Source organism: Pseudomonas sp. G.S.17 (genome assembly GCF_038096165.1).
Classification (GTDB): Bacteria; Pseudomonadota; Gammaproteobacteria; order Pseudomonadales; family Pseudomonadaceae; genus Aquipseudomonas.
In genome coordinates this window covers 339,581-360,044 of sequence record NZ_CP151076.1, presented here as the reverse complement: position 1 = coordinate 360,044, position 20,464 = coordinate 339,581, and the positions used below count along the sequence as shown (strand labels likewise).

The following is a 20,464-nucleotide window of genomic DNA, read 5'->3' as shown; positions in this document are numbered from 1 at the left end:
ATTCCACAGGTTCTCGATATACCTTTTATGGACGTTGAAGATGGCCAAGCATGTGACGCAAACCGAGCAAACCTTTCCTGCCGAACAACGTTTGATTTCAGCGACGGATACCAGCGGCAAAATCACTTACTGCAACGATGAGTTCGCGAGAATCAGTGGTTATTCCCAGGCAGAAATCATCGGTAGCCCGCACAACCTGGTTCGCCATCCGGACATGCCCAAGGCTGTTTTCGGCGTGATGTGGGGCTATTTGAAGGCGGGCAAAAGCTGGATGGGCATCGTCAAGAATCGCTGCAAGAACGGCGATTTCTACTGGGTCAGCGCGTATGTAACGCCGATTCTGGAGAACGGGCGGCTGATCGGTTATGAGTCCGTGCGGGTCAAGCCGACTCGCGAGGAAATCGCCCGCGCCGAAGCCTTGTATGCGCGTTTGCGCGAAGGCAAAAGCGCGGTCACCGGCGCCCGTCATCTGGGTGTGTTTGCCAGCATCATGGTGGTGCCGGTCGTTGCCGCAATCATCGCCCTCGCCGTGAATAATTCCTTCCCCGGTATCGTCGCTCAAGTGGTAATTGCGGGACTGTTTGTCGCTCTGGGCGCTTGGGCTTATCTGCGCGGCGAGCGGCAGCTGTCCGGCATCATCAACAGCGCGCCCAATGCATTTACCGATCCGGTGAGCGCGCTGACTTACAGCGACGCTTATGGCTCTCAGGCGCGGGTGGAGATGATTCTGCTCAGCGAAGACGCGCGCCTCAAAACCGCGTTGACCCGCCTGAGCGATCTGGCCAATCAGGTTTCCGAAGCGGCGGGGCATTCGACTCAACTCTCCTCGAAAACCGAGCGCGCCCTGCTGGAGCAACGCGCCGAGACGGACATGACCGCAGCGGCCATGACGGAAATGGCGGCCTCGATCAACGAAGTCGCCCGGCATGTGCAGCACACCGCATCCGAAGCCACGACGGCCAACGAGCTTGCCGAGCAAGGCAGCAGAGTCGCCGGCACTTCCCGCGAGGCGATCCAGCGGCTGGCGGGCACGGTTACCAACATCAGCAGCGCCGTCGATAACCTGGCCAATGAAACCCAGCAGATCATGTCGGCGGCCGGGGTTATTCAAGCGATTGCCGATCAGACCAACCTGCTCGCGCTCAACGCAGCCATCGAAGCTGCCCGGGCTGGCGAACAGGGCCGCGGCTTTGCGGTGGTTGCCGATGAAGTCCGCGCATTGGCGGGCAAGACGCGTGAGTCGACCCAGCAGATCCAGGCCGTCATCGCCTCCTTGAAAAAGGGTGCCGACGACGCGGTGAGCATTGCGCAGTTGGGTATCAGCGAGGCTGACAAAGGCGTTGCCCAGGTGATCGAAGCGCAGGACGCTTTGCAAGGTATTCGCGAAGTGATCGGCCGGATCAGCAGCATGGGTCATCAAATGGCGACCGCTTCGGAAGAACAGGCACACGTAGCCGAGGACATTTCCCGGCAGATCAACAACGTGGCCGAGACCTTCAAACGATCCGCCAGCAACGCCAGCGCCGCCGTGTCGCGCGGCACTGAACTTGAGGCAGCGTCACGCGGGCTGCGTGCGCTGGTTGAGCGGTTTAATCGCTAAGGCAAAGGCCGCTCGTTGGAGCGAGGCTCACGGCAACAGAATCACCTTCTCTCCTGCGCCCTGGTTTACCTCGGCGTAGCGTGCCAGGCCTTCGCTGAGCGGTGATTCGAACAGGCCGGTGGGCAGCGGCAAGCTGCCTTCGTCGAAGAATCGGCCGAACTGGTCGAGCATCTTTGCGCAGGCCTGGCAGTCGTACAGCAACGAGTTGATACCGACCACCGAGCCGCCTTTGCGATACAACGCCAGCGCGGGCAATTGCACGTGGCCGTCTACCGGTGCGGCGATGATGGCGATGCGGCCGAATGGCGCCAACGCACTCACTGCGGCGGGCAGCCAGAAACCGGTGGTGTCGAAAATGACGTCGGCGCCGCCCTTGTAAATCCCGGTGATTTGCCCGGCCAGTTCCTCAGCCTTGTCCAGCAATATGGCGTCGAAACCCTGATCCTGCAGCGTCTTGAGCTGTTCGGGACGACGTACCGCGCCGAGCACCTGAGCGCCAAGAATCTTGCCCAGCGCCAGCGCTGCACTGCCGACCGCGCCGTTGGCACCAATCACCAGCAAACGCGTATCGGCACCGACCAGGCTGCGTTGCAACGCATCCCATGCGGTGGTGTATGGCACGCCAAGGCTGGCGGCCTGGCTGAAGCTCAAATGTTTGGGTTTGAGGGCCACGCCCTTGGCCGGTAAGGTGAGGAACTCAGCATGGGAGCCGTCACGATAGAAGCCCGGCTCTTTGCCAGTGCCCCAGACTTCCTGGCCGAGCAACGCCTGCGGCCCTTCCACCACGATCCCGGCGAAATCACGCCCCGGCACGCGCGGCAACGTAGTGTACGGAAAACGACCCAGCACATTTTTGACGTCGCTGGGATTCAGGCCAGCGGCTTTCACCTGGATCAGCACTTCATCCTGGCCGGCAATAGGCTTGGGCAGTTCGACGTATTGCAGTGCGGCGAGGTCGCCGGTTCGGGAAAATTGCAGTGCTTTCATGGAAGGCCTCTCGTGAAGTTTTTGCGGCGCGATTCGAGAAATCAGGACACCCAGCTGGCAAGCAATTGCTTGCCCATGGGCCATATTTTTTCGCCCAGCAACATGCCGGTCAGACCAACCAACGCCACGGCGGGCGGCGCAGGCGAACGGAAATCAAGCGCGCCGTAGAGCAGGCCGACGGCGATACCAATAACGATGGAAATGAGATAGCTCATGGTGAACTCCGGGCAAACTGGAATGCACAAAGTTTACGAGCGGTAGGAAAAAGCTATCGGTCAAGGACTTCGGAATATCGGCCAAATCTTGTAGAAGCGGCTTTAGCCGCGAGAGCGGGAGGTCCGACGAGGCATCTGCTGCGACTGGACTGGCCTCCTCCCGGCTAAAGCCGGTCCTACGGATTTCAGATAAGCGGGTATTTCGACGGCGCCACGCCCAGCCTCCTCCCGGCTAAAGCCGGTCCTACGGACTTCAGATAAGCGGGTATTTCGACGGCGCCACGCCCAGTTCGCGGCGGAACATGTCGCTGAAGCTGCTGGGTGAGTAGCCCAGTGAGCGGGCGATGGTGCTGACCGGCACGCCCTGGATGATTTCCGCCACGGCGGTGGCCAGTTGCACTTGTCGACGCCACTCGGCGAAGCCCATGCCCAGTGCGCTTTGAAACAAACGGGCCAGCGTGCGAACGCTGGCCCCGGCATTTTCCGCGTGCTGCTCGAAGGCAATCGTCAGCGACGGCTCACTCATGACCGCCTGACACAGGTTCATCAGGCGGCGGTCGGATTGATCCGGCATGGGGATTTTCAGGATGGATCGTTTGGCGCGCTTGAGTTCCAGCAGCGCCAGTCCGACCAATGCGTCGTAATACTCCGACGCTTGTTCGTGATCCTGAGCGACAAGGCCGAGGATCAATTCGCGCAGCAAACGGCCGACTTCAAAAACCTGCACCGTGCTTTCGAGGGTTTCGGCAATGGCCGGACGCAGGTAGATGTTGCGCATTTCCAGGTCGGTGACAACGCGAATGCCATGCAACACACCGGGCGGCAACCACACCGCCCGTTGCGGCGGAACCACCAACGCTTCCAGCGGCGTTTCGACCCACATCACGCCGGACGTGGCGTACAACACCTGACCCCAGACGTGCTCATGCGGCTCGATATACCGCCCACGCGGATAAGTACGCGCCAGCGGTTGCACGGGCACGGCAATATCGGAAAGATCGGGAGGCGTCGCGAGGGCCATGGGGTGACCGGATCAGGTGCTGGGATGGCACATGGTAGCTCAGGCCCGAGCCCCATTGTGGAACCACTTGTGCAGACTGTGTGGGAGCGAGCTTGCTCGCGAAAAAGTCTTCGCGAGCAAGCTCGCTCCCACGGAGTTACACCATCACATCAGAACACGCTGATCGGATAATCCACGAAGATCCGCGTTTCGTTGCCTTCGCTGTTGTAGTTGCTGGCGTTGTCGGACACACGCAGGAACGAGTTGCGCAGGCGTACGGACAAGTCTTTCGCCGGGCCGCTCTGCACCACGTAGGTCAGTTGGCTGAAGATTTCACGCTCTTCGCCGCTGCCGCGATTGGTGCCGTCGTCGATGTTGTCGCCGCGCACGTAAGCCATTTTATAGCTCAGGCCCGGAGTGACCACGGTCGACAGGTTCACGCCGTAACCCGCCTGCCAGGAGCGCTCGTCCTTGCCGTTGAAGTCGGACCAGTACGAGTTCGCCAGGTAGATGGTGTTACCACCATCACCGAAACCGCCGGCGTTGCGATAGCCGCCGTAGTTGTAGCCGGTGTCGCCGGTGCTGCGCTGATGGGCGATGGTGAACGAGTGGATGCCCACTGCCCAGGTTGCCGCCAGGCTCCAGATCTTGTTATCGCGCTCGCCGCTGTCGGCGATTTCCTTGTCCAGTTCAGTCTTGTAGCCGTTGAAGTCGAAGGTCAGCGACTGGTCTGGCTGCAGGGCAAATACGTAGTTCAGGTTCAGGTACTGCTTTTTCAGCGTGTCTTCGTCGTCGGAAGCGTAGAACGCTGCGCTGAACGCATCGGTGAATTTGTAGCTGGCACCGTAGACGTTGATGCTTTTCAGATCGCCACTGTCGCGACCTTCGGCACTTTTACGCGTCTGCTGGGTGAAGCGACCGACGTTGACGACCAAGCCGTCGATCTCTTTGGAAGTGATCAGCGTGCCGGTGTAGCTTTCAGGCAGCAGGCGCGAGTTGTCGTAGCTCAGCACCGGGAATTCAGGCATCTGGTCGCCGTACTTGATCACGGTGTTGGAGATGCGCGCTTTTACTGCGCCGCCAAAACGCGACAGGTCATCCGCCGCTGCGCCGCTGTCACCCTGCTTGAAGAAGTCGATCCCGCCCGCGCCGCTGCGACCCTTGCCGCCATCCAGACGCAAGCCGTACAGCGCGAACGCATCGACGCCCACGCCGACCGTGCCCTGCGTGAAACCCGAGGCGAAGTTGGCGGTAAAGCCCTGGCCCCACTCGGCCTTGTCTTCGCGGCCATTCTTGTAATCGCGATTGATGTACGCGTTGCGCAGGAACAGGTTGAGGCTGCTGTCCTCAACAAACCCCTTCGAGTCGGCCTGGCCGTTAGCCATAACCTGTCCAGCACTGATCAGACCCAGTGCGAGCAAGCTGATACGTGTAGTGAGCATCGGTAATTCCCTTTCTGCGGATTGATCACGCGCCGTGGCGACGACTTGTTCAGTCGTTTGGCCTTCCGAAAAACAGGCTCCGAAAGGCCGGCGCAATCATCGCAGTGGACTACTGATGCATGGCATTAGGCCACGGGCGGAGGACGCGAATCCTAGACGCAGGCTTAAAAGGTGTCAATTTGCATGTAACACCTTTATACATCCGACCGCTCTAGAACGAGCTGTTGGAGTCTCGATGCACGTTGATCAGTGCTTCCAGCTCCGCTTCTTCCAGCAAGCCGACCGGGTAACGCTGAAGAAGCATTTTGCGTACATCCGGTCGTTGAGGCGTTCGGATGTTGGTGGTCCTTAACCAATCCGCCATTACCTGGCGAGCCTCGCTACTAGCAGACAAACCGCGAGCGTGGTGCTCTAGAGCTGCGTTCATAGGGACAACCTCTGTAAGTCGTGAGGGCTAAATGTACGGGTGCTTTATGACAGACGAGAGACGCGGCAAACGATTAAACACTTCGTTACAGATCTATCCAAAAGCATAGACCAACAAACCGCGCCCCATAAAAAAGCCCATCGAGTGAGGGGCTAGTGAGAGCAAGATCGGGACCAACTGTGTGTCCGAACTGAAATATCGGCCGACAATTCAGACCCGGTGCGGGGCCGGTTGCTGCTGGGTCAGGCAGTGAATATTGCCGCCGCCCAATAGTAATTCGCGGCCCGGAACCATCACCACTTCATGCTCGGGGAACAGCGTTTGCAGGATTTTTCGCGCCGTTTCGTCCAGCGGATCGTCGAAGCTTGGGGCGATAATCCCGCCGTTCACGATCAGGAAATTCACATAGGAACCGGCCAGACGCACCGAAGGGTTGCGTTCCTGACTGCCATGCACCTGATCAACGCCTGCGCATTCTTCATGCGTAGCGAACAATGGGCCGGGAATCGGCATCTTGTGCACGATGAATGCCCGACCCTTGGCGTCCCGATTGTTTTCCAAAATACTCAATGCCGCGTGGCAGCGTGAATAGTTGGGGTCTTCGGGATCATCCGTCCAGGCCAGTAGCACTTCGCCGGGGCGCACGTAGCAGCAGAAGTTATCGACGTGTCCATCCGTTTCGTCGTTAAACAGGCCGTCCGGCAACCAGATGATCTTGTCGACCGCCAGGTTGTCGCTGAGCACGGTTTCGATCTCTGCGCGGGACAGGTGCGGGTTGCGATTGCGATTGAGCAGGCACTCTTCGGTGGTGATCAGCGTGCCCTCGCCATCGACGTGGATCGAGCCGCCTTCCAGCACGAAACCCTTGGTCTGGTAACGCGGGCAGCGCTCGATTTCCAGAACCTTGCTCGCCAGCTGGGAATCCATGTTCCATGGCGAATACAACCCGCCGTCGAAACCGCCCCAGGCGTTGAAGTCCCAGTCCACGCCGCGCACCTGGCCGTGGTCATTGATGACGAAGGTCGGGCCGGTATCGCGCACCCAGGCGTCGTCGCTGCTGATTTCCACGACGCGAATGTTCGGCACATCGAGTCGCGCGCGGGCGTTATCGTATTGAGCGGCGGAAACGGCAACGGTCACCGGCTCGAAACGCGCGATGGCTTTGGCCACCGCGACGTGAGCGGTCTGCACCGGTTTGCCGCCCAGACGCCAGTTGTCCGGGCGCTCGGGCCAGACCATCCAGGTTTGAGTCTGCGGCGCCCATTCGGCCGGCATGTAAAAGCCGTCGGCGCGCGGCGTGCTATTGAGCGTTGTCATAATTCAGGACTCCAGCGAACCGTCGTACAAAGGGCTTCTCACCATAGCAGGCGTGCCATGACAATCTGGACGCCTTTATAGACGATAAAAATCGGGGTTGAAAGCCTGAGCACAGGCCAATATCAAACTTAACCCAAGATAGGCCGATATTAATCTGGATAAGCCCCTCATTTGTGGGAGTGAGCTTGCTCGCGAAAGCAATCTTTCAGATACAAAACCTGTCGCATGTACTTCCCCCTTCGCAAGCAAGCTTGCCACAAAGATCATCATTGGCTCGGCGAACGCAGCCTCAGGCCAGCTCTGCCAGCACCTTCGACACCATATCCACAAAGAAATCCACACTCTGCCGGGTGGTGACCATCGGCGGTTTGATTTTCAGGATGTTCAGGTAGTCGCCGGTGGGCTGCATGAAGATGCCCAGTTCCCGCAGGCGTTCGCATAGATAGGCGGTTTCTTCGCTGGCCGGTTCCAGGCTCTGGCGATCACGCACCAATTCGACGCCCAGATAGAACCCCATGCCGTGTACCGCGCCCACCAACGGATGCAGATCGATCAGCGCTTCCAGCCGCGCCTTGAAATGTCCGCCGACAATTTCAGCGTTTTCCCACAGTTTTTCCTCTTTCATTACATCAAGCACCGCCATGCCGATGCGACAGCTGACCGGGCTTCCTCCGGCTGACGAGAAGAAATACCCCTCGGCTTCCAGCGCCTCGGCGATTTCCCGGCGGGTGATCACGGCGCCCAATGGCTGGCCGTTGCCCATGCCTTTGGCCATGGTGATGATGTCCGGCACTACGCCCTGCTCTTCGAACCCCCAGAAGTAACGGCCCAACCGGCCATAACCGACCTGCACTTCATCGGCAATGCACACGCCGCCCTGCTCCCGGACCTTCCGGTAAACCTGCTGCAAGTAGCCCGGCGGCAAGGAAATCCCTCCGGCGTTGCCGTAAACCGGTTCACAGATAAAACCCGCCACCTGCCGCTGTTGCGCAGCCAACTGCTGCAACACCTGCTCGACACTGCGCACGTACTGCGGCGCGCTGTCCGGGCCGCGAAATTCGCCGCGATAGCTGTTCGGCGCCGTGACCGGATGCACCCAATCCGGCCGGGTGCTCAAGGCTTGCGGGTTATCCGCGATGGACGTGGAAACCGCATCCGCCGCCACCGACCAGCCGTGATAGGCCTCCAGTACGCAAAGCATGTCGCGCCCGCCACTGAACGCCCAGGCCAGACGAATCGCCAGGTCGCAGGCTTCGGTGCCGCTGTTGACCAGAAACACTCGATCCATGCCTTGCGGCGCCAGCTCCAGCAGGCGTTCGGAAAATTCGGCGATGGCCGCGTAATGAAAGCGTGAATTGGTGTTGAGCAGCGACCATTGCCGACTCGCTTCGGCCGCCATGCGCGGATGGCCATGGCCGAGGACCGCTACGTTGTTGAGCATGTCCAGATAGGACCGGCCCTGCATGTCGATCAGATGATTGCGCCAGCCGCGCTCGATGTGCGGCGGCGCCTGGTAATAATGCTTTTGCGAGCGGGCGAAACTGGCATCGCGACGCGCCAGCAGCGCCGTCGAATCCGGGAGCGGCGGCGCATCGCAGGGGAAGCCCAGTAGCGTCGAAGGCGACGGGCACAACGCACGCCACGCAGCGACCCAGGATGGCGTGGCAAATAACGGCGGGTTCAGTTCGGGCACTGAACACAGCTGCACGATCAACGAACCGGCGCTTTGGCCGATTTCGTCACCGGCGACCAGCTTTTGTCCGGATGCGAGGCCCGAAGCAACACCCCACACACGCAGGCTCATCTCATCGCCAACCAGCAATAGCGCGGCATCGGCGGTCCTGCGCACGCTGCAATTGAAGGGCGCATGCAACGGGATGTCATCCGGCAGGCTCAACTCCACGTGCAATGCGCAAGTTTCGGGCTGCTTCGCACTGTCAATCAGGGTGCGCGACAGGCGATATTCCCCGAAGCGGCTCGCCGCCTGACCGGTTGCCTGCGCGGCCTGCATCAACAATTGCTCGTCGATGCCATCTTGCTGCCAGTTGCCAGCCACGAAATGCTCGCTCAGCACGCCCAGATCCACCAGGCGGAATTCCCGGCCGATCAGGCTCGGTAGCAACGGGAAATAAATCGGCTCCGGGGCCTTGGCCGTCGCCATGCCCAGCGCCGCGAGAATCGCTGCTTCCATCAGGGCAATCGGCACTGAAGTCGCGAGATCGAAGATGCCCCATTCGCTGTCGATATTGGCCTGGATGTACGCGTTGTCCGGTTCGACCCTGGCCTGCTGTTCGCTGCTGAGGACCAACACCGCCGAACGTGCGACGATCAGCGGCCAAAGTGCCTGCAACTCTTCAGGCTGCAAGGGATTGATCGCGTGGTAGGCGCGAATCGCCGGCAGGATAAACAGCGGATCGCCATCCGCGTGGTGCAGCAGCGCCGCGCAGGTGATGGAAAGGTCGGCAATGCGCCAGGTCGTGACCAGATCGCCGAAGTCGATCAAACCCTGCAACTGCCATTGACGCTGCGCGTCGCGCGTCCAGACCACGTTGTATTCGGTGATATCCAGATGCACGGCCTGCAACGGCAGCGCGGCAATCAGCGGCAGCAAACGATCCTGCGCCTGCTCGGCCGCTTCGGCGATACAGGCGCGGTTATCAGCGTCTTCGATCACGGGTAACAAGTGTTTGATCAGCGCCATCGCATGCCGGGGATCCCATTGCAGGATGCGCTCCAGCCCCGGATGTTCGAAGCCCGCCAGCGCTTGATCAACCTGGGCGCACAGTTCGCCAAGGCCAACCACAACATCAGTCGGCAGATGCGCCAGATGGCTGAGTGACTGCCCCTCGATAAACTCCAGCAGGCGCACATGCACGGGCTTTGCGTCGATTTCCAGCGACAGCAGCTGCTCGGTATTTTTGCTGCTGACCAGGCCCGGCACGCGAACCTGCGAGTGCGCCGCCAGATGCCCCAGCGCCGCGTGTTGGGCGTGCAATTCGGCAGGCGAATACGCGCCGTGGCAGATTTTCAGGATGTAGCGGCGACTGCCGGTGTCGAGCAGGAAATTGCGGTCCTGCTGACTGCCCAGCGCCTTCAACGTGCCGCTCAGGCCGTAGTGTTGATCGAGCAGTTGCAACGCCTGCTCTGTGGTGATTTCCGGACATGGCAGGCTGGAACGGCGAATCAACGTGGCGAGGGGCATGAACAACCTCAAATGTTGTTGGACGGGCTTGCCTGGCCCGGCCGACGAGGGCAAATCAGGCATGGCTTGAATGCTTTGACCCACAACTATAGTTGCGTCGGATTAACGACACCAATCGGGACGCAGTAGAATCGCCATCGCCGGTTTTATGACGCACGCGTCGGGGGCCAATCAATTCTTTTCATGACCCAAGCGACCATTCTTGCTTGATGCTGCTTGCGCGGGCCTGCTCACGCCCACAAGCTATGCTCCATACGTCTTACGACCAACAAGGAAGAAGGCCAGCTCATGCGAATACTTGTAACTGGCGGTGCGGGCTTCATCGGCTCGGCGCTGATCCGTCATCTGATCCAGAACACCGAACACGATGTGCTTAATTTCGACAAATTGACCTATGCCGGTAATCTCGAATCGCTGGCCAGCATCGCGACCAATACCCGCTATGAGTTCGTGCAGGCCGACATCTGCGATCAGGCCAGAGTCAGTGCCGTGCTTGAGCGCTTTGCGCCGCACGCCATCATGCATCTGGCCGCTGAATCCCATGTCGACCGCTCCATCGACGGCCCGGCGGAATTCATTCAGACCAACATCGTCGGCACTTACAGCCTGCTGGAAGCCGTGCGTGGCTACTGGCTCAAGCTGCCGGAAGCCGAACGCGCCGCGTTTCGCTTCCATCACATTTCCACCGACGAAGTTTATGGCGACCTGCACGGCGTCGATGACCTGTTCACCGAAACCACGCCCTATGCGCCCAGCTCGCCCTATTCGGCCAGCAAGGCGGCGTCCGATCATCTGGTCCGCGCCTGGCATCGCACCTACGGCTTGCCGGTGGTGGTCACCAATTGCTCGAACAACTACGGCCCGTTTCACTTCCCCGAGAAGCTGATCCCGCTGGTGATTCTCAACGCCCTCGCGGGCAAGCCGCTGCCGGTGTATGGCAACGGCCTGCAAGTGCGCGACTGGCTGTTTGTCGAAGATCACGCCCGGGCGCTGCTCAAGGTTGTGACTGAAGGTGTGGTCGGCGAGACCTACAACATTGGCGGCCACAACGAGCAGAAGAATATCGACGTGGTGCGCAGCATCTGCGCCCTGCTCGAAGAGCTGGCGCCGGAGCATCCCGCTGGCGTGACGAATTTTGCCGACCTGATCACCTACGTGGTGGATCGTCCGGGCCACGATCTACGCTATGCCATCGATGCCGGCAAGATCGAGCGCGAGTTGGGCTGGACGCCGCAGGAGACGTTTGAATCAGGGCTGCGCAAAACCGTGCAATGGTATCTCGACAACCTGGAATGGTGCCGCAGAGTGCAGGACGGCAGCTATCAGGGCCAACGACTGGGCTTCACCAACCATAAGGATCTGATCGCATGACCAAGGGAATCGTTCTGGCAGGCGGGTCGGGCACACGCCTGCACCCCATCACTCTGGGCGTCTCCAAACAGCTGTTGCCCATCTACGACAAACCAATGATTTATTACCCGATCTCGGTGCTGATGCTAACCGGCATTCGCGAAATCCTGATCATTTCCACGCCTCAGGATTTGCCGCAGTACCGCAATCTGCTGGGCGACGGCCGTCAGTTCGGGGTCAATTTTCACTACGCCGAGCAGCCTAAACCCGATGGTCTGGCCCAGGCGTTCCTGATCGGCGAAGAATTCATCGGCGACGATTCGGTGTGCCTGATCCTGGGCGACAACATCTTTCACGGTCAGCACTTTAGCGAGCAGCTGCAAAAAGCCGCGGCCCATACCGAAGGCGCGACGGTGTTCGGCTATTGGGTCAAGGACCCGGAGCGTTTCGGCGTGATCGACTTCGACGACGAGGGCCACGCGCTGTCCATCGAAGAGAAACCCAAGCATCCGAAGTCGAGCTACGCGGTGACCGGCTTGTATTTCTACGACAACGAAGTGATCCAGATCGCCAAGAACGTCAAGCCATCGCCACGCGGCGAGCTGGAAATCACTGACGTGAACAACGCGTATCTGGAACGCGGCGACCTGCGGGTCGAACGTTTCGGGCGCGGTTTTGCCTGGCTCGACACCGGCACCCACGACAGCCTGCTTGATGCGTCGCAGTACGTGCAGACCATCGAACATCGCCAGGGCCTGAAAGTCGCCTGCCTCGAAGAAATCGCCTACCAGAACGGCTGGGTGGATCGCGCCCATCTGCTCGCCCGCGCCGACTATTTCGGCAAGACCGGCTACGGCCAATACCTGTTCAAGCTTGCGGGGGAAAATCAGTGAATGTGATTGCGTGTGAAGTGCCTGAAGTCATCATCATCGAGCCACGGGTGTTCGGTGATGAACGAGGTTTCTTCTATGAAAGTTTCAACGCCAAGGCTTTCGCGGATGCCACCGGCCTGGACACCCGGTTTGTGCAGGACAACCACTCACGCTCGGCCAAGGGCGTGCTGCGCGGCCTGCATTACCAGATCGAACATGCCCAGGGAAAACTGGTGCGCGTGACGTCGGGGGAAGTGCTGGATATTGCCGTGGACATCCGTCGCAGTTCGCCGACCTTCGGCAAGTGGGTCGGCGTGAAGCTGTCCGCCGAGAATTTCCGCCAGTTGTGGGTGCCGCCAGGATTTGCCCATGGTTTCGTGGTGCTCAGCGACTACGCAGAATTTCTGTACAAGACCACCGATTACTACACCCCGGCCGCAGAGCGCTGCATCCGCTGGGATGACCCGGACCTTGGTATCGACTGGGAGCTGGATGGCAAGCAGCCGCAAATGTCGGCCAAGGATCAGAACGCAAAAACCCTGAAGGAGGCTGATCTTTTCCCATGACAGATCGCGCCGAAAAACCGCTGAAAATTCTGATTTCCGGCCAGCATGGCCAAGTCTCCCAGGCCTTGCAGCAAAGCCTGGCGGACCTGGGCGAACTGGTGGTGCTGGGCCGCGACCAGCTGGACCTGAATGATCCATTGGCGGTGATTGATCGGGTCCAGGCCGTGCAACCGGACTTGATCATCAATGCAGCCGCCTACACCGCCGTGGATCAGGCGGAAACCGATGCGACGGCGGCGTTTCAGATCAACGCGATGTCAGCGGGCGTTTTTGCCCAGCAGGCCGAAGAGCTGGGCATCCCGCTGATTCATTACTCCACCGATTACGTGTTCGATGGCAGCAAGCAATCGCCTTATACCGAAGAAGATGAAGCCAATCCCCTGAGCATCTACGGTGCCAGCAAGTGGACCGGCGAACAGGCGATCAGCGCCAGCGGCGGGCAGCATTTGATTCTGCGCACCAGCTGGGTGTACTCCACTGTCGGGCGCAATTTTCTGCTGACCATGCAGCGCTTATTGCAGGAACGCGACGAATTGAACGTCGTCGCCGATCAGATCGGCGCACCGACCTGGGCGGGCACCATCGCCCAGAGCACACGGCAGTTGATCGAACGCTGGCGCAGTGGCAATCCCGGCGCCTGGGGCATCTATCATCTGACCGCCAGCGGTGAGACTTCGTGGTTCGGTTTTGCCGAGGCGATTGGTCAGGAATTGATCAAAAGCGGCAAGAAATGCGCAGCGCTGCATCCCATCCCGTCCTCCGCCTACCCAACCCCCGCCCCGCGCCCGCTCAACTCGCGACTGGATTGCAGCCGACTGCAACGCGAATGGGGTGTGCAACAAACCGACTGGCACAGCGCATTGCTGCAGTGCCTGAGCGAGCAGCGTTAGGCATAATGCCGAATCGGCACACGCCTGGTGCTTTCGGGTCCGTAGGAGCGGATTTATCCGCGAGGCCATTGGTACATCTGACGCAGATGTAACATCTACACCATTGCCCTCGCGGATGAATCCGCTCCTACGACATCTGCTTGCTTGAGTGCCTGAGCGAGGAGCGTTAGGCATAATGCCGGTTCCGGCACACTCCTGGTGCTTTCGGGTCCGTAGGAGCGGATTTATCCGCGAGGCCATTGGTACATCTGACGCAGATGTAACATCTACACCATTGCCCTCGCGGATGAATCCGCTCCTACGACATCTGCTTGCTTGAGTGCCTGAGCGAGGAGCGTTAGGCATAATGCCGGTTCCGGCACACGCCTGGTGCTTTCGGGTCCGTAGGAGCGGATTTATCCGCGAGGCCATTGGTACATCTGACGCAGATGTAACATCTACACCATTGCCCTCGCGGATAAATCCGCTCCTACGACATCTGCTTGCTTGAGTGCCTGAGCGAGCAGCGTTAGGCATAATGCCGAAAGTACTCAATACGAATGGCCCTTGTGCTTGAACTGACGCTTTCGCGAGCAAGCTCGCTCCCACAGAATCTGCCGAGGACCTGTGGGAGCGAGCTTGCTCGCGAAAGCCTTTTGCATGGCAAAGGACCAGTATTCGAACTGACCCTCACGGCGCATGCAGATCATGATCACCACCTCCAAACTTCCGCCCCGTCCCCGCTGGCGCAGCCTGGCGCTTTTGGCGATCTTGCTGGCGCCTTTGTTGTGGCCGCTGGAGCATCTGGCCGAGCGCTATTACCGTAACGAGCTGATCAGCCAGAATCGCCAGACGCTGGACCTGTACGTGGCCAACCTGCTGGGCACGCTGCACCGTTACGAAACCTTGCCGCAGATTCTCAGCCAGCTACCGGCCTTGCGCGCGGCATTGGCGGCGCCTCAGGACGCCCCGACGATCAACGCAGCCAATCTGCTGCTCCAGGAAGTCTGTCGTCAGACCGGCGCTGAAGTCATGTACCTGATGGACCCGGACGGCACCACGCTGGCCGCGTCGAACTGGGACAAGCGCGACAGTTTCCTCGGCCGCAACTTTGCCTTCCGGCCTTATTTCAACGACGCGATGGCTGGCAATCTCGGGCGTTTTTTCGGGCTGGGCACCACCTCGGGTAAACGTGGGTACTTTTTCGCCTCGGCGGTGCGCAACGAAAATCAGGTCATCGGCGCGCTGGTGGTGAAGGTCGATCTGGACCACACCGAAACCTTGTGGGGCAAGACGCCCGAACAATTGCTGCTCACCGACCACAACGGCGTGGTGATCCTGACCTCCAATCCGGAATGGCGTTTCCGTGCCACCCGCGCCCTGAGCGAAGAGGAAAAACAGGCGATTGTCGCCATCCAGCCGTATCCAACTCGCGACCCGCGCCCATTGCTGCTCAACGAAAAGGCCTGGCTGACCCAGACCCAGCACATCGATGAAACCGGCTGGAGCGTCAATATCCTCGCCCCGCGCGCCTTGATCGACCGACCGGTACGCACGGTGGTTGCGGTCGGCGGCGCGACCTTGCTGGTGGTGATGTTGCTGTTGGGCATCATGATCCAGCGCCGTCGGCATTATCTGGACCGCATCGCCTTTGAAGCCAAGGCCCGCCGCGAGCTGGAAGTGCGGGTGATCGAGCGCACCAGCGATCTGGAAGGCCTCAACAGCCGGCTCAAACAGGAAGTGCTGGAGCGCGAACAGGCGCAGCAGGAATTGGTGCGCGCTCAGGACGAACTGGTGCAGGCCAGCAAACTGTCAGCGCTGGGCACCATGTCCGCCAGCATCAGCCATGAACTCAATCAACCATTGGCGGCGATTCGCAGCTACGCGGAAAACGCTGAAGTGTTGCTCGACCACGGGCGCACCGATGACGCGCGGGGCAACCTCAAACTGATCAGCGAGCTGACCGGGCGCATGGCCTCGATCATTGCCCACCTGCGCGCTTTCGCTCGACGTGATCGCCATGCGCCGGAAAGCGTTGCCCTGCAACCGGCGCTGGATGACGCGCTGGCGCTGCTGGCCAAACGCCGACGCGCCATGGAAGTGGAACTGATCCGCGACTTGCCGGACGCCACGCTGTGGGTTCAGGCCGGGGAAACCCGCTTGCGTCAGGTGTTGGGCAACCTGCTGGCCAACGCGCTGGACGCCCTGACCGAAAAAGGTCCGCCGCGCAAACTCTGGTTAAGTGCCGAACAAACCCCGGAAGGCGTCAACCTGTTCATTCGCGATAACGGCCCGGGGTTTTCTCAGGAAGCACTGGCCCACGCCCGCGAACCCTTTTTCACCACGAAAACGCGCACGCAAGGGCTGGGCCTGGGTCTGGCAATCTGCGATACGCTGATGCGCGCGCTGGGCGGTGAGTTGCTGTTCGCCAACCATCCCAGCGGCGGCGCCTTGCTAACCTTGCGCCTGCGTGCCGGCGCGTCCGGCATCAGCCTTCAACCGCCCGAGGATCTTTCCGCATGACCGCCATCGACAGCCAGATCCAGGTAGTGCTGATCGACGACGACCCGCACCTGCGCCAGGCCTTGAGCCAGACGCTGGATCTGGCGGGCCTCAAGGTATTGACCCTGACCGAGGCCAATGGTCTGTCGAGCCGCGTCGGCCGCGACTGGCCCGGCGTGGTGGTCAGCGATATCCGCATGCCGGGCATGGACGGCCTTGAACTGCTGAGCCAACTGCACAGCCAGGACCCGGAACTGCCGGTTTTGCTGATTACCGGTCACGGCGATGTGCCGCTGGCGGTGCAGGCCATGCGGGCCGGCGCCTATGACTTTCTGGAGAAACCCTTCGCCAGCGATGCTCTGCTGGACAGCGTGCGCCGCGCCCTGGCGTTGCGACGTCTGGTGCTGGACAACCGCAGCCTGCGTCTGGCCTTGAGCGATCGCCAGCAATTAAGCACGCGACTGGTTGGCCAATCCGCGCCGATGCTGCGCCTGCGTGAACAGATCGGTGCGCTGGCGGCGACCAGGGCCGACGTGCTGATCCTTGGCGAAACCGGCGCAGGCAAAGAAGTGGTCGCCCGGGCGCTGCATGATTTGTCCAACCGGCGCAGCGGGCCGTTCGTGGCGATCAATGCGGGGGCGTTGGCCGAATCCGTGGTCGAGAGCGAACTGTTCGGCCATGAACCGGGCGCTTTCACCGGCGCGCAAAAACGTCGGATCGGCAAGTTCGAATTTGCCAACGGCGGCACGTTGTTCCTCGATGAAATCGAAAGCATGAGCATGGACGTGCAGGTCAAACTGCTGCGCCTGCTGCAGGAACGTGTCGTCGAACGCCTGGGCGGTAATCAGCAGATCGCGCTGGATATCCGCGTGATCGCCGCGACCAAGGAGGATTTGCGTCAGGCGGCTGATCAAGGCCGGTTCCGGGCCGACTTGTATTACCGCCTGAACGTCGCGCCGCTGCGTATTCCGCCACTGCGCGAACGGGGCGAAGATGCGCTGATGTTATTCCAGCACTACGCCGATGCGGCGAGCATGCGTCATGGCCTGCCCAGGCATGAGCTGCAACCAGGACATCGCGCCCTGCTGTTGCGTCACACCTGGCCGGGCAATGTGCGCGAGCTGCAAAACGCCGCCGAGCGATTCGCGCTGGGTCTGGAATTGGCGCTGGAGGGCAACGATGTGCCAACCATGCCCGCCAGCGGCGGCGGCCTGAGCGAGCAGGTCGAGAGCTTCGAGCGGTCGCTGATTGCCGCCGAACTGGCGCGTCCGCACAGCTCGGTGCGCAGCCTCGCCGAAGCCCTTGGCCTGCCGCGCAAAACCCTGCACGACAAGCTGCGCAAACACGGCCTGAGTTTTGGCGACAGTGGCAGCAACACCGAGGATGCGGAATGAACCACGACTCTCTTGATCAGGCTGATCACCTGGAACACGTACTGCACCACGATATCCCGCTGACCCGGGAGATGGGCGTGAAAGTCCTGAGCTGGCAAAACCGGCAATTGCGCCTGCACCTGCCCCTTGAGCCGAATATCAATCACAAAAGCACGATGTTCGGCGGCAGCTTGTATTGCGGCGCGGTGCTGGCGGGCTGGGGTTGGCTGCATCTGCGTCTGCGCGAAGCCGGTATCAGTGACGGGCACATCGTGATTCAGGACGGACAGATCAGTTATCCGCTGCCGGTACGCGGCGATGCGGTCGCGATTTGCGACGCGCCGGATGCCGCGCTCTGGGACAAATTCCTCACCACCTACCAACGACGCGGCCGCGCGCGGCTGACGTTACCGACGCGTATCTGTGCGCCAGACAGCGAAACCGAAGCGGTGAGGTTTGTCGGGCAGTTTGTGTTGCATCGGTAGTATCAGTCTGTCTGACACACCGCTTCGCGGCCGTCGTAACCTCCGAACGCTCCCACAGGATCGTGCTAGATCGCTCCCGCGGCAGATTGATTACGAACGCGCCAGATCCAGCAGTTTCTCCCGCCACGCGGCCTCGGCGGGCAGCGCCACGAAGAACGGGTTGCGCAGTGATTCCCGCGCCGGATAGCTGAACGCCTCGCCGGACAATTCCACCACTTCCCCGCCGGCACCTTCCAGCACGCCTTGGGCAGCAGCCGTGTCCCATTGCGACGTCGGGGCCAGACGCGGATAGCAGTCGGCAGCGCCTTCGGCCAGCAAGCAGAACTTCAGCGAGCTGCCGATATTGGTCAACTGTAGATGGCCCACCGCAGCGGACAGCCCGGCCAGCAGACGTTCCTGTTCGGCGCTGGTGTGGCGGCGGCTGGCGACCACGGTGAAGTCGTGGCCTTCACCCGGCTCGGTACGCACGCTGATGGGCGAGATATGGTCGTCATCGTCACTGCGCCAGGCGCCCAGACCCGCGCCGCCACAGTAGCAGCGGTTGTTGGTGGGCATCGACACCACACCGAACACCACACGACCGCGTTCGATCAGCGCGACGTTGACGGTGAATTCTTCACTGCCGGAAATAAACTCCTTGGTGCCGTCCAGCGGATCGACCAGCCACCAGCGTTCCCAACTGGCACGCTCGCTCAGCGGGATATCGGCGTCTTCTTCGGACAGCACGTGAATGTCCGGTGCCAGCGCTTGCAAGCCTTCGACCAGCAAATGGTGTGCAGCCAGGTCGGCGGCGGTGACCGGCGAATCGTCGGCCTTGGAGGTCACGCTGACGTTGGCGCGCCAGTACGGCAAGATGACTTCACCCGCCAGCCGGGCCAGCTTGATGACCGGTGCAAGCAGCGGATGCGGCAGATTATCGAGGGTGTCGATCATGGCAGGAACAGGCCTCGCTGGGTCAGCAGGTCGCGCACCAGATACAGAGCAGCCAGGGCTCGGCCTTCGCTGAACTGCGGATGTTCGATCAGACTGGACAGCTCACGCAGGTTGACCTTGTCGACGCGCATTGGCTCGGGCTCATCGCCTTCCAGACGCTCTTCGTAGAGATCGGTGGCCAGCACCACCTGGATTTTCTGGCTCATATAGCCCGGCGACAAAGACAGCTCGGTCAAGTGTTCCAGCTGATGCGCGCCATAACCGGCTTCTTCCTTGAGCTCGCGGTTGGCTGCGGCCAAGACGTCTTCGCCCGGCTCGATCAGGCCCTTGGGCAACGACAACTCGTATTCATCGGTGCCGCCGCAATATTCTTCGATCAATACCGCATGATCGGCATCCAGCATCGCAACGATCATGACCGCGCCGTAGCCGGTGCCTCGACCGACCAGACGTTCGTAGGTACGCTCAACGCCGTTGGCAAAGCGCAACTGCAGCTCTTCGACTCGGAACAAGCGGCTACTGGCGACGATCTCGCGGGCAAGTACGGTGGGTTTCTGGCGCATGACGGGCTCCTTTGCGTTGACGGCGTACTATACCGTGGCTTTTCCGATTGTCTGTGTCGGATATGCTTATGCAATTCATCAACCCCGAGAGGCCCGAATGCCTTCCATGCCTTGGCGCGACATCGATACCGTTCTGCTGGATATGGACGGCACACTGCTGGATCTGCATTACGACGAACATTTCTGGCTGCAGCACTTGCCTGCGCGCTATGCCGAATTACACGGCATCAGCCACGCAATGGCGCTGCTGGAGATGAAACCGCTGTTTGAAAATAACGCTGGCACGCTCAATTGGTACTGCCTGGACTTCTGGAGCACGGAGTTGAAGCTGTCAATCCGCGAGCTGAAACTGGAAACCGCGCACCTGATCGCCTTGCGCCCGGATGCCGAGACGTTTCTGGCCGCCATCAAACAAGCCGGCAAGCGCGTGATCATGATCACCAACGCGCACCGCGATTCGTTGTCGCTGAAGATGGAGCGCATCGAGCTGGCGCCGTATTTCGAGCGGCTGATCAGCTCCCATGACTACGGTTTCCCCAAGGAAAACCCGCAGTTCTGGGATGCCCTTCACGCCGATATCGCCTTCGACCCCGCGCGCAGCCTGTTTATCGACGACACGCTGCCCATCCTGCGCAGCGCCCGAAACTTCGGCATCGCCCATTTATTGGCCGTCAGCGAACCCAACAGCCAGAAAGGCCCGAAGGACACCGAGGAATTTGACGCGGTGAAGGATTATCGGGAGTTGATGACGGGGTTGTAAG

17 protein-coding genes are annotated in these 20,464 nt (G+C 60.5%); 9 read left to right on the top strand and 8 right to left on the bottom strand.

All coding sequences use genetic code 11. From position 1 onward, the window contains the following. Positions 1–34: 34 nt before the first annotated feature. Positions 35–1,600: a PAS domain-containing methyl-accepting chemotaxis protein gene (locus AABC73_RS01590; RefSeq protein ID WP_341522169.1), complete on the top strand. Its 1,566-nt coding sequence runs from the start codon at positions 35–37 to the stop codon at positions 1,598–1,600. A gap of 27 nt (positions 1,601–1,627) precedes the next feature. Here the strand turns inward: AABC73_RS01590 and AABC73_RS01585 are convergent, their stop codons facing one another. From AABC73_RS01585 to AABC73_RS01560, 6 genes are all read right to left on the bottom strand, one after another. After that, positions 1,628–2,587 carry a zinc-binding alcohol dehydrogenase family protein gene (locus AABC73_RS01585; protein WP_341522168.1) on the bottom strand — a complete coding sequence of 320 codons (960 nt, stop codon included), beginning with the start codon at positions 2,585–2,587 and terminating at the stop codon, positions 1,628–1,630. 41 nt (positions 2,588–2,628) lie between these two features. Next, positions 2,629–2,802, bottom strand: coding sequence for a DUF1427 family protein (locus AABC73_RS01580; protein ID WP_331149020.1), 174 nt, complete (start codon positions 2,800–2,802; stop codon positions 2,629–2,631). Positions 2,803–3,055: 253 nt separating this feature from the next. After that, positions 3,056–3,823, bottom strand: a complete 768-nt coding sequence (locus tag AABC73_RS01575; RefSeq protein ID WP_331149021.1) for a helix-turn-helix transcriptional regulator — start codon at positions 3,821–3,823, stop codon at positions 3,056–3,058. A gap of 149 nt (positions 3,824–3,972) precedes the next feature. Then, a complete protein-coding gene (locus AABC73_RS01570) occupies positions 3,973–5,244 on the bottom strand; it encodes an OprD family porin (RefSeq protein WP_341522167.1) in 1,272 nt (423 codons plus the stop codon). A 637-nt stretch (positions 5,245–5,881) separates the two neighbouring features. Further along, positions 5,882–6,988 (bottom strand): agmatine deiminase, encoded by a 1,107-nt coding sequence (gene aguA / locus AABC73_RS01565; protein ID WP_341522166.1) that lies wholly within the window; start codon positions 6,986–6,988, stop codon positions 5,882–5,884. Between the two features lie 289 nt (positions 6,989–7,277). Then, on the bottom strand, positions 7,278–10,190 hold the full coding sequence (locus AABC73_RS01560; RefSeq protein WP_341524157.1) for an aminotransferase: 2,913 nt from the start codon (positions 10,188–10,190) through the stop codon (positions 7,278–7,280). 288 nt (positions 10,191–10,478) lie between these two features. Between AABC73_RS01560 and rfbB the strand changes: the two genes are divergently transcribed. The 7 genes from rfbB (at position 10,479) to AABC73_RS01525 (ending at position 18,207) form a co-directional block, all read left to right on the top strand. Continuing rightward, positions 10,479–11,561 carry a dTDP-glucose 4,6-dehydratase gene (rfbB, locus tag AABC73_RS01555; RefSeq protein ID WP_341522165.1) on the top strand — a complete coding sequence of 361 codons (1,083 nt, stop codon included), beginning with the start codon at positions 10,479–10,481 and terminating at the stop codon, positions 11,559–11,561. After that, entirely contained in the window at positions 11,558–12,433 is an 876-nt protein-coding gene (gene rfbA / locus AABC73_RS01550) for a glucose-1-phosphate thymidylyltransferase RfbA (RefSeq protein WP_341522164.1), read from the top strand. Before rfbB ends, rfbA begins: the two co-directional genes overlap by 4 nt. Continuing rightward, entirely contained in the window at positions 12,430–12,978 is a 549-nt protein-coding gene (rfbC, locus tag AABC73_RS01545) for a dTDP-4-dehydrorhamnose 3,5-epimerase (protein WP_341522163.1), read from the top strand. Before rfbA ends, rfbC begins: the two co-directional genes overlap by 4 nt. After that, positions 12,975–13,868, top strand: a complete 894-nt coding sequence (gene rfbD / locus AABC73_RS01540) for a dTDP-4-dehydrorhamnose reductase (RefSeq protein ID WP_341522162.1) — start codon at positions 12,975–12,977, stop codon at positions 13,866–13,868. Before rfbC ends, rfbD begins: the two co-directional genes overlap by 4 nt. Positions 13,869–14,555: 687 nt before the next feature. Continuing rightward, positions 14,556–16,370 carry a cache domain-containing protein gene (locus AABC73_RS01535; protein ID WP_341522161.1) on the top strand — a complete coding sequence of 605 codons (1,815 nt, stop codon included), beginning with the start codon at positions 14,556–14,558 and terminating at the stop codon, positions 16,368–16,370. After that, positions 16,367–17,743 carry a sigma-54 dependent transcriptional regulator gene (locus AABC73_RS01530; RefSeq protein ID WP_341522160.1) on the top strand — a complete coding sequence of 459 codons (1,377 nt, stop codon included), beginning with the start codon at positions 16,367–16,369 and terminating at the stop codon, positions 17,741–17,743. The genes AABC73_RS01535 and AABC73_RS01530 overlap by 4 nt, the downstream gene beginning before the upstream one ends. Next, positions 17,740–18,207, top strand: a complete 468-nt coding sequence (locus AABC73_RS01525; protein ID WP_341522159.1) for a thioesterase domain-containing protein — start codon at positions 17,740–17,742, stop codon at positions 18,205–18,207. Before AABC73_RS01530 ends, AABC73_RS01525 begins: the two co-directional genes overlap by 4 nt. A gap of 90 nt (positions 18,208–18,297) precedes the next feature. Here the strand turns inward: AABC73_RS01525 and cysQ are convergent, their stop codons facing one another. Together cysQ and nudE are read right to left on the bottom strand one after the other, a co-directional pair. Continuing rightward, a complete protein-coding gene (gene cysQ, locus AABC73_RS01520) occupies positions 18,298–19,140 on the bottom strand; it encodes a 3'(2'),5'-bisphosphate nucleotidase CysQ (protein ID WP_341522158.1) in 843 nt (280 codons plus the stop codon). After that, positions 19,137–19,703, bottom strand: coding sequence for an ADP compounds hydrolase NudE (gene nudE, locus AABC73_RS01515; protein ID WP_331149032.1), 567 nt, complete (start codon positions 19,701–19,703; stop codon positions 19,137–19,139). The genes cysQ and nudE overlap by 4 nt, the downstream gene beginning before the upstream one ends. Before the next feature lie 97 nt (positions 19,704–19,800). On the opposite strand from nudE, the gene yrfG reads away from it, so the two are divergent. Beyond that, entirely contained in the window at positions 19,801–20,463 is a 663-nt protein-coding gene (yrfG, locus tag AABC73_RS01510; RefSeq protein ID WP_341522157.1) for a GMP/IMP nucleotidase, read from the top strand. The last annotated feature ends 1 nt before the right edge of the window (position 20,464 follow it).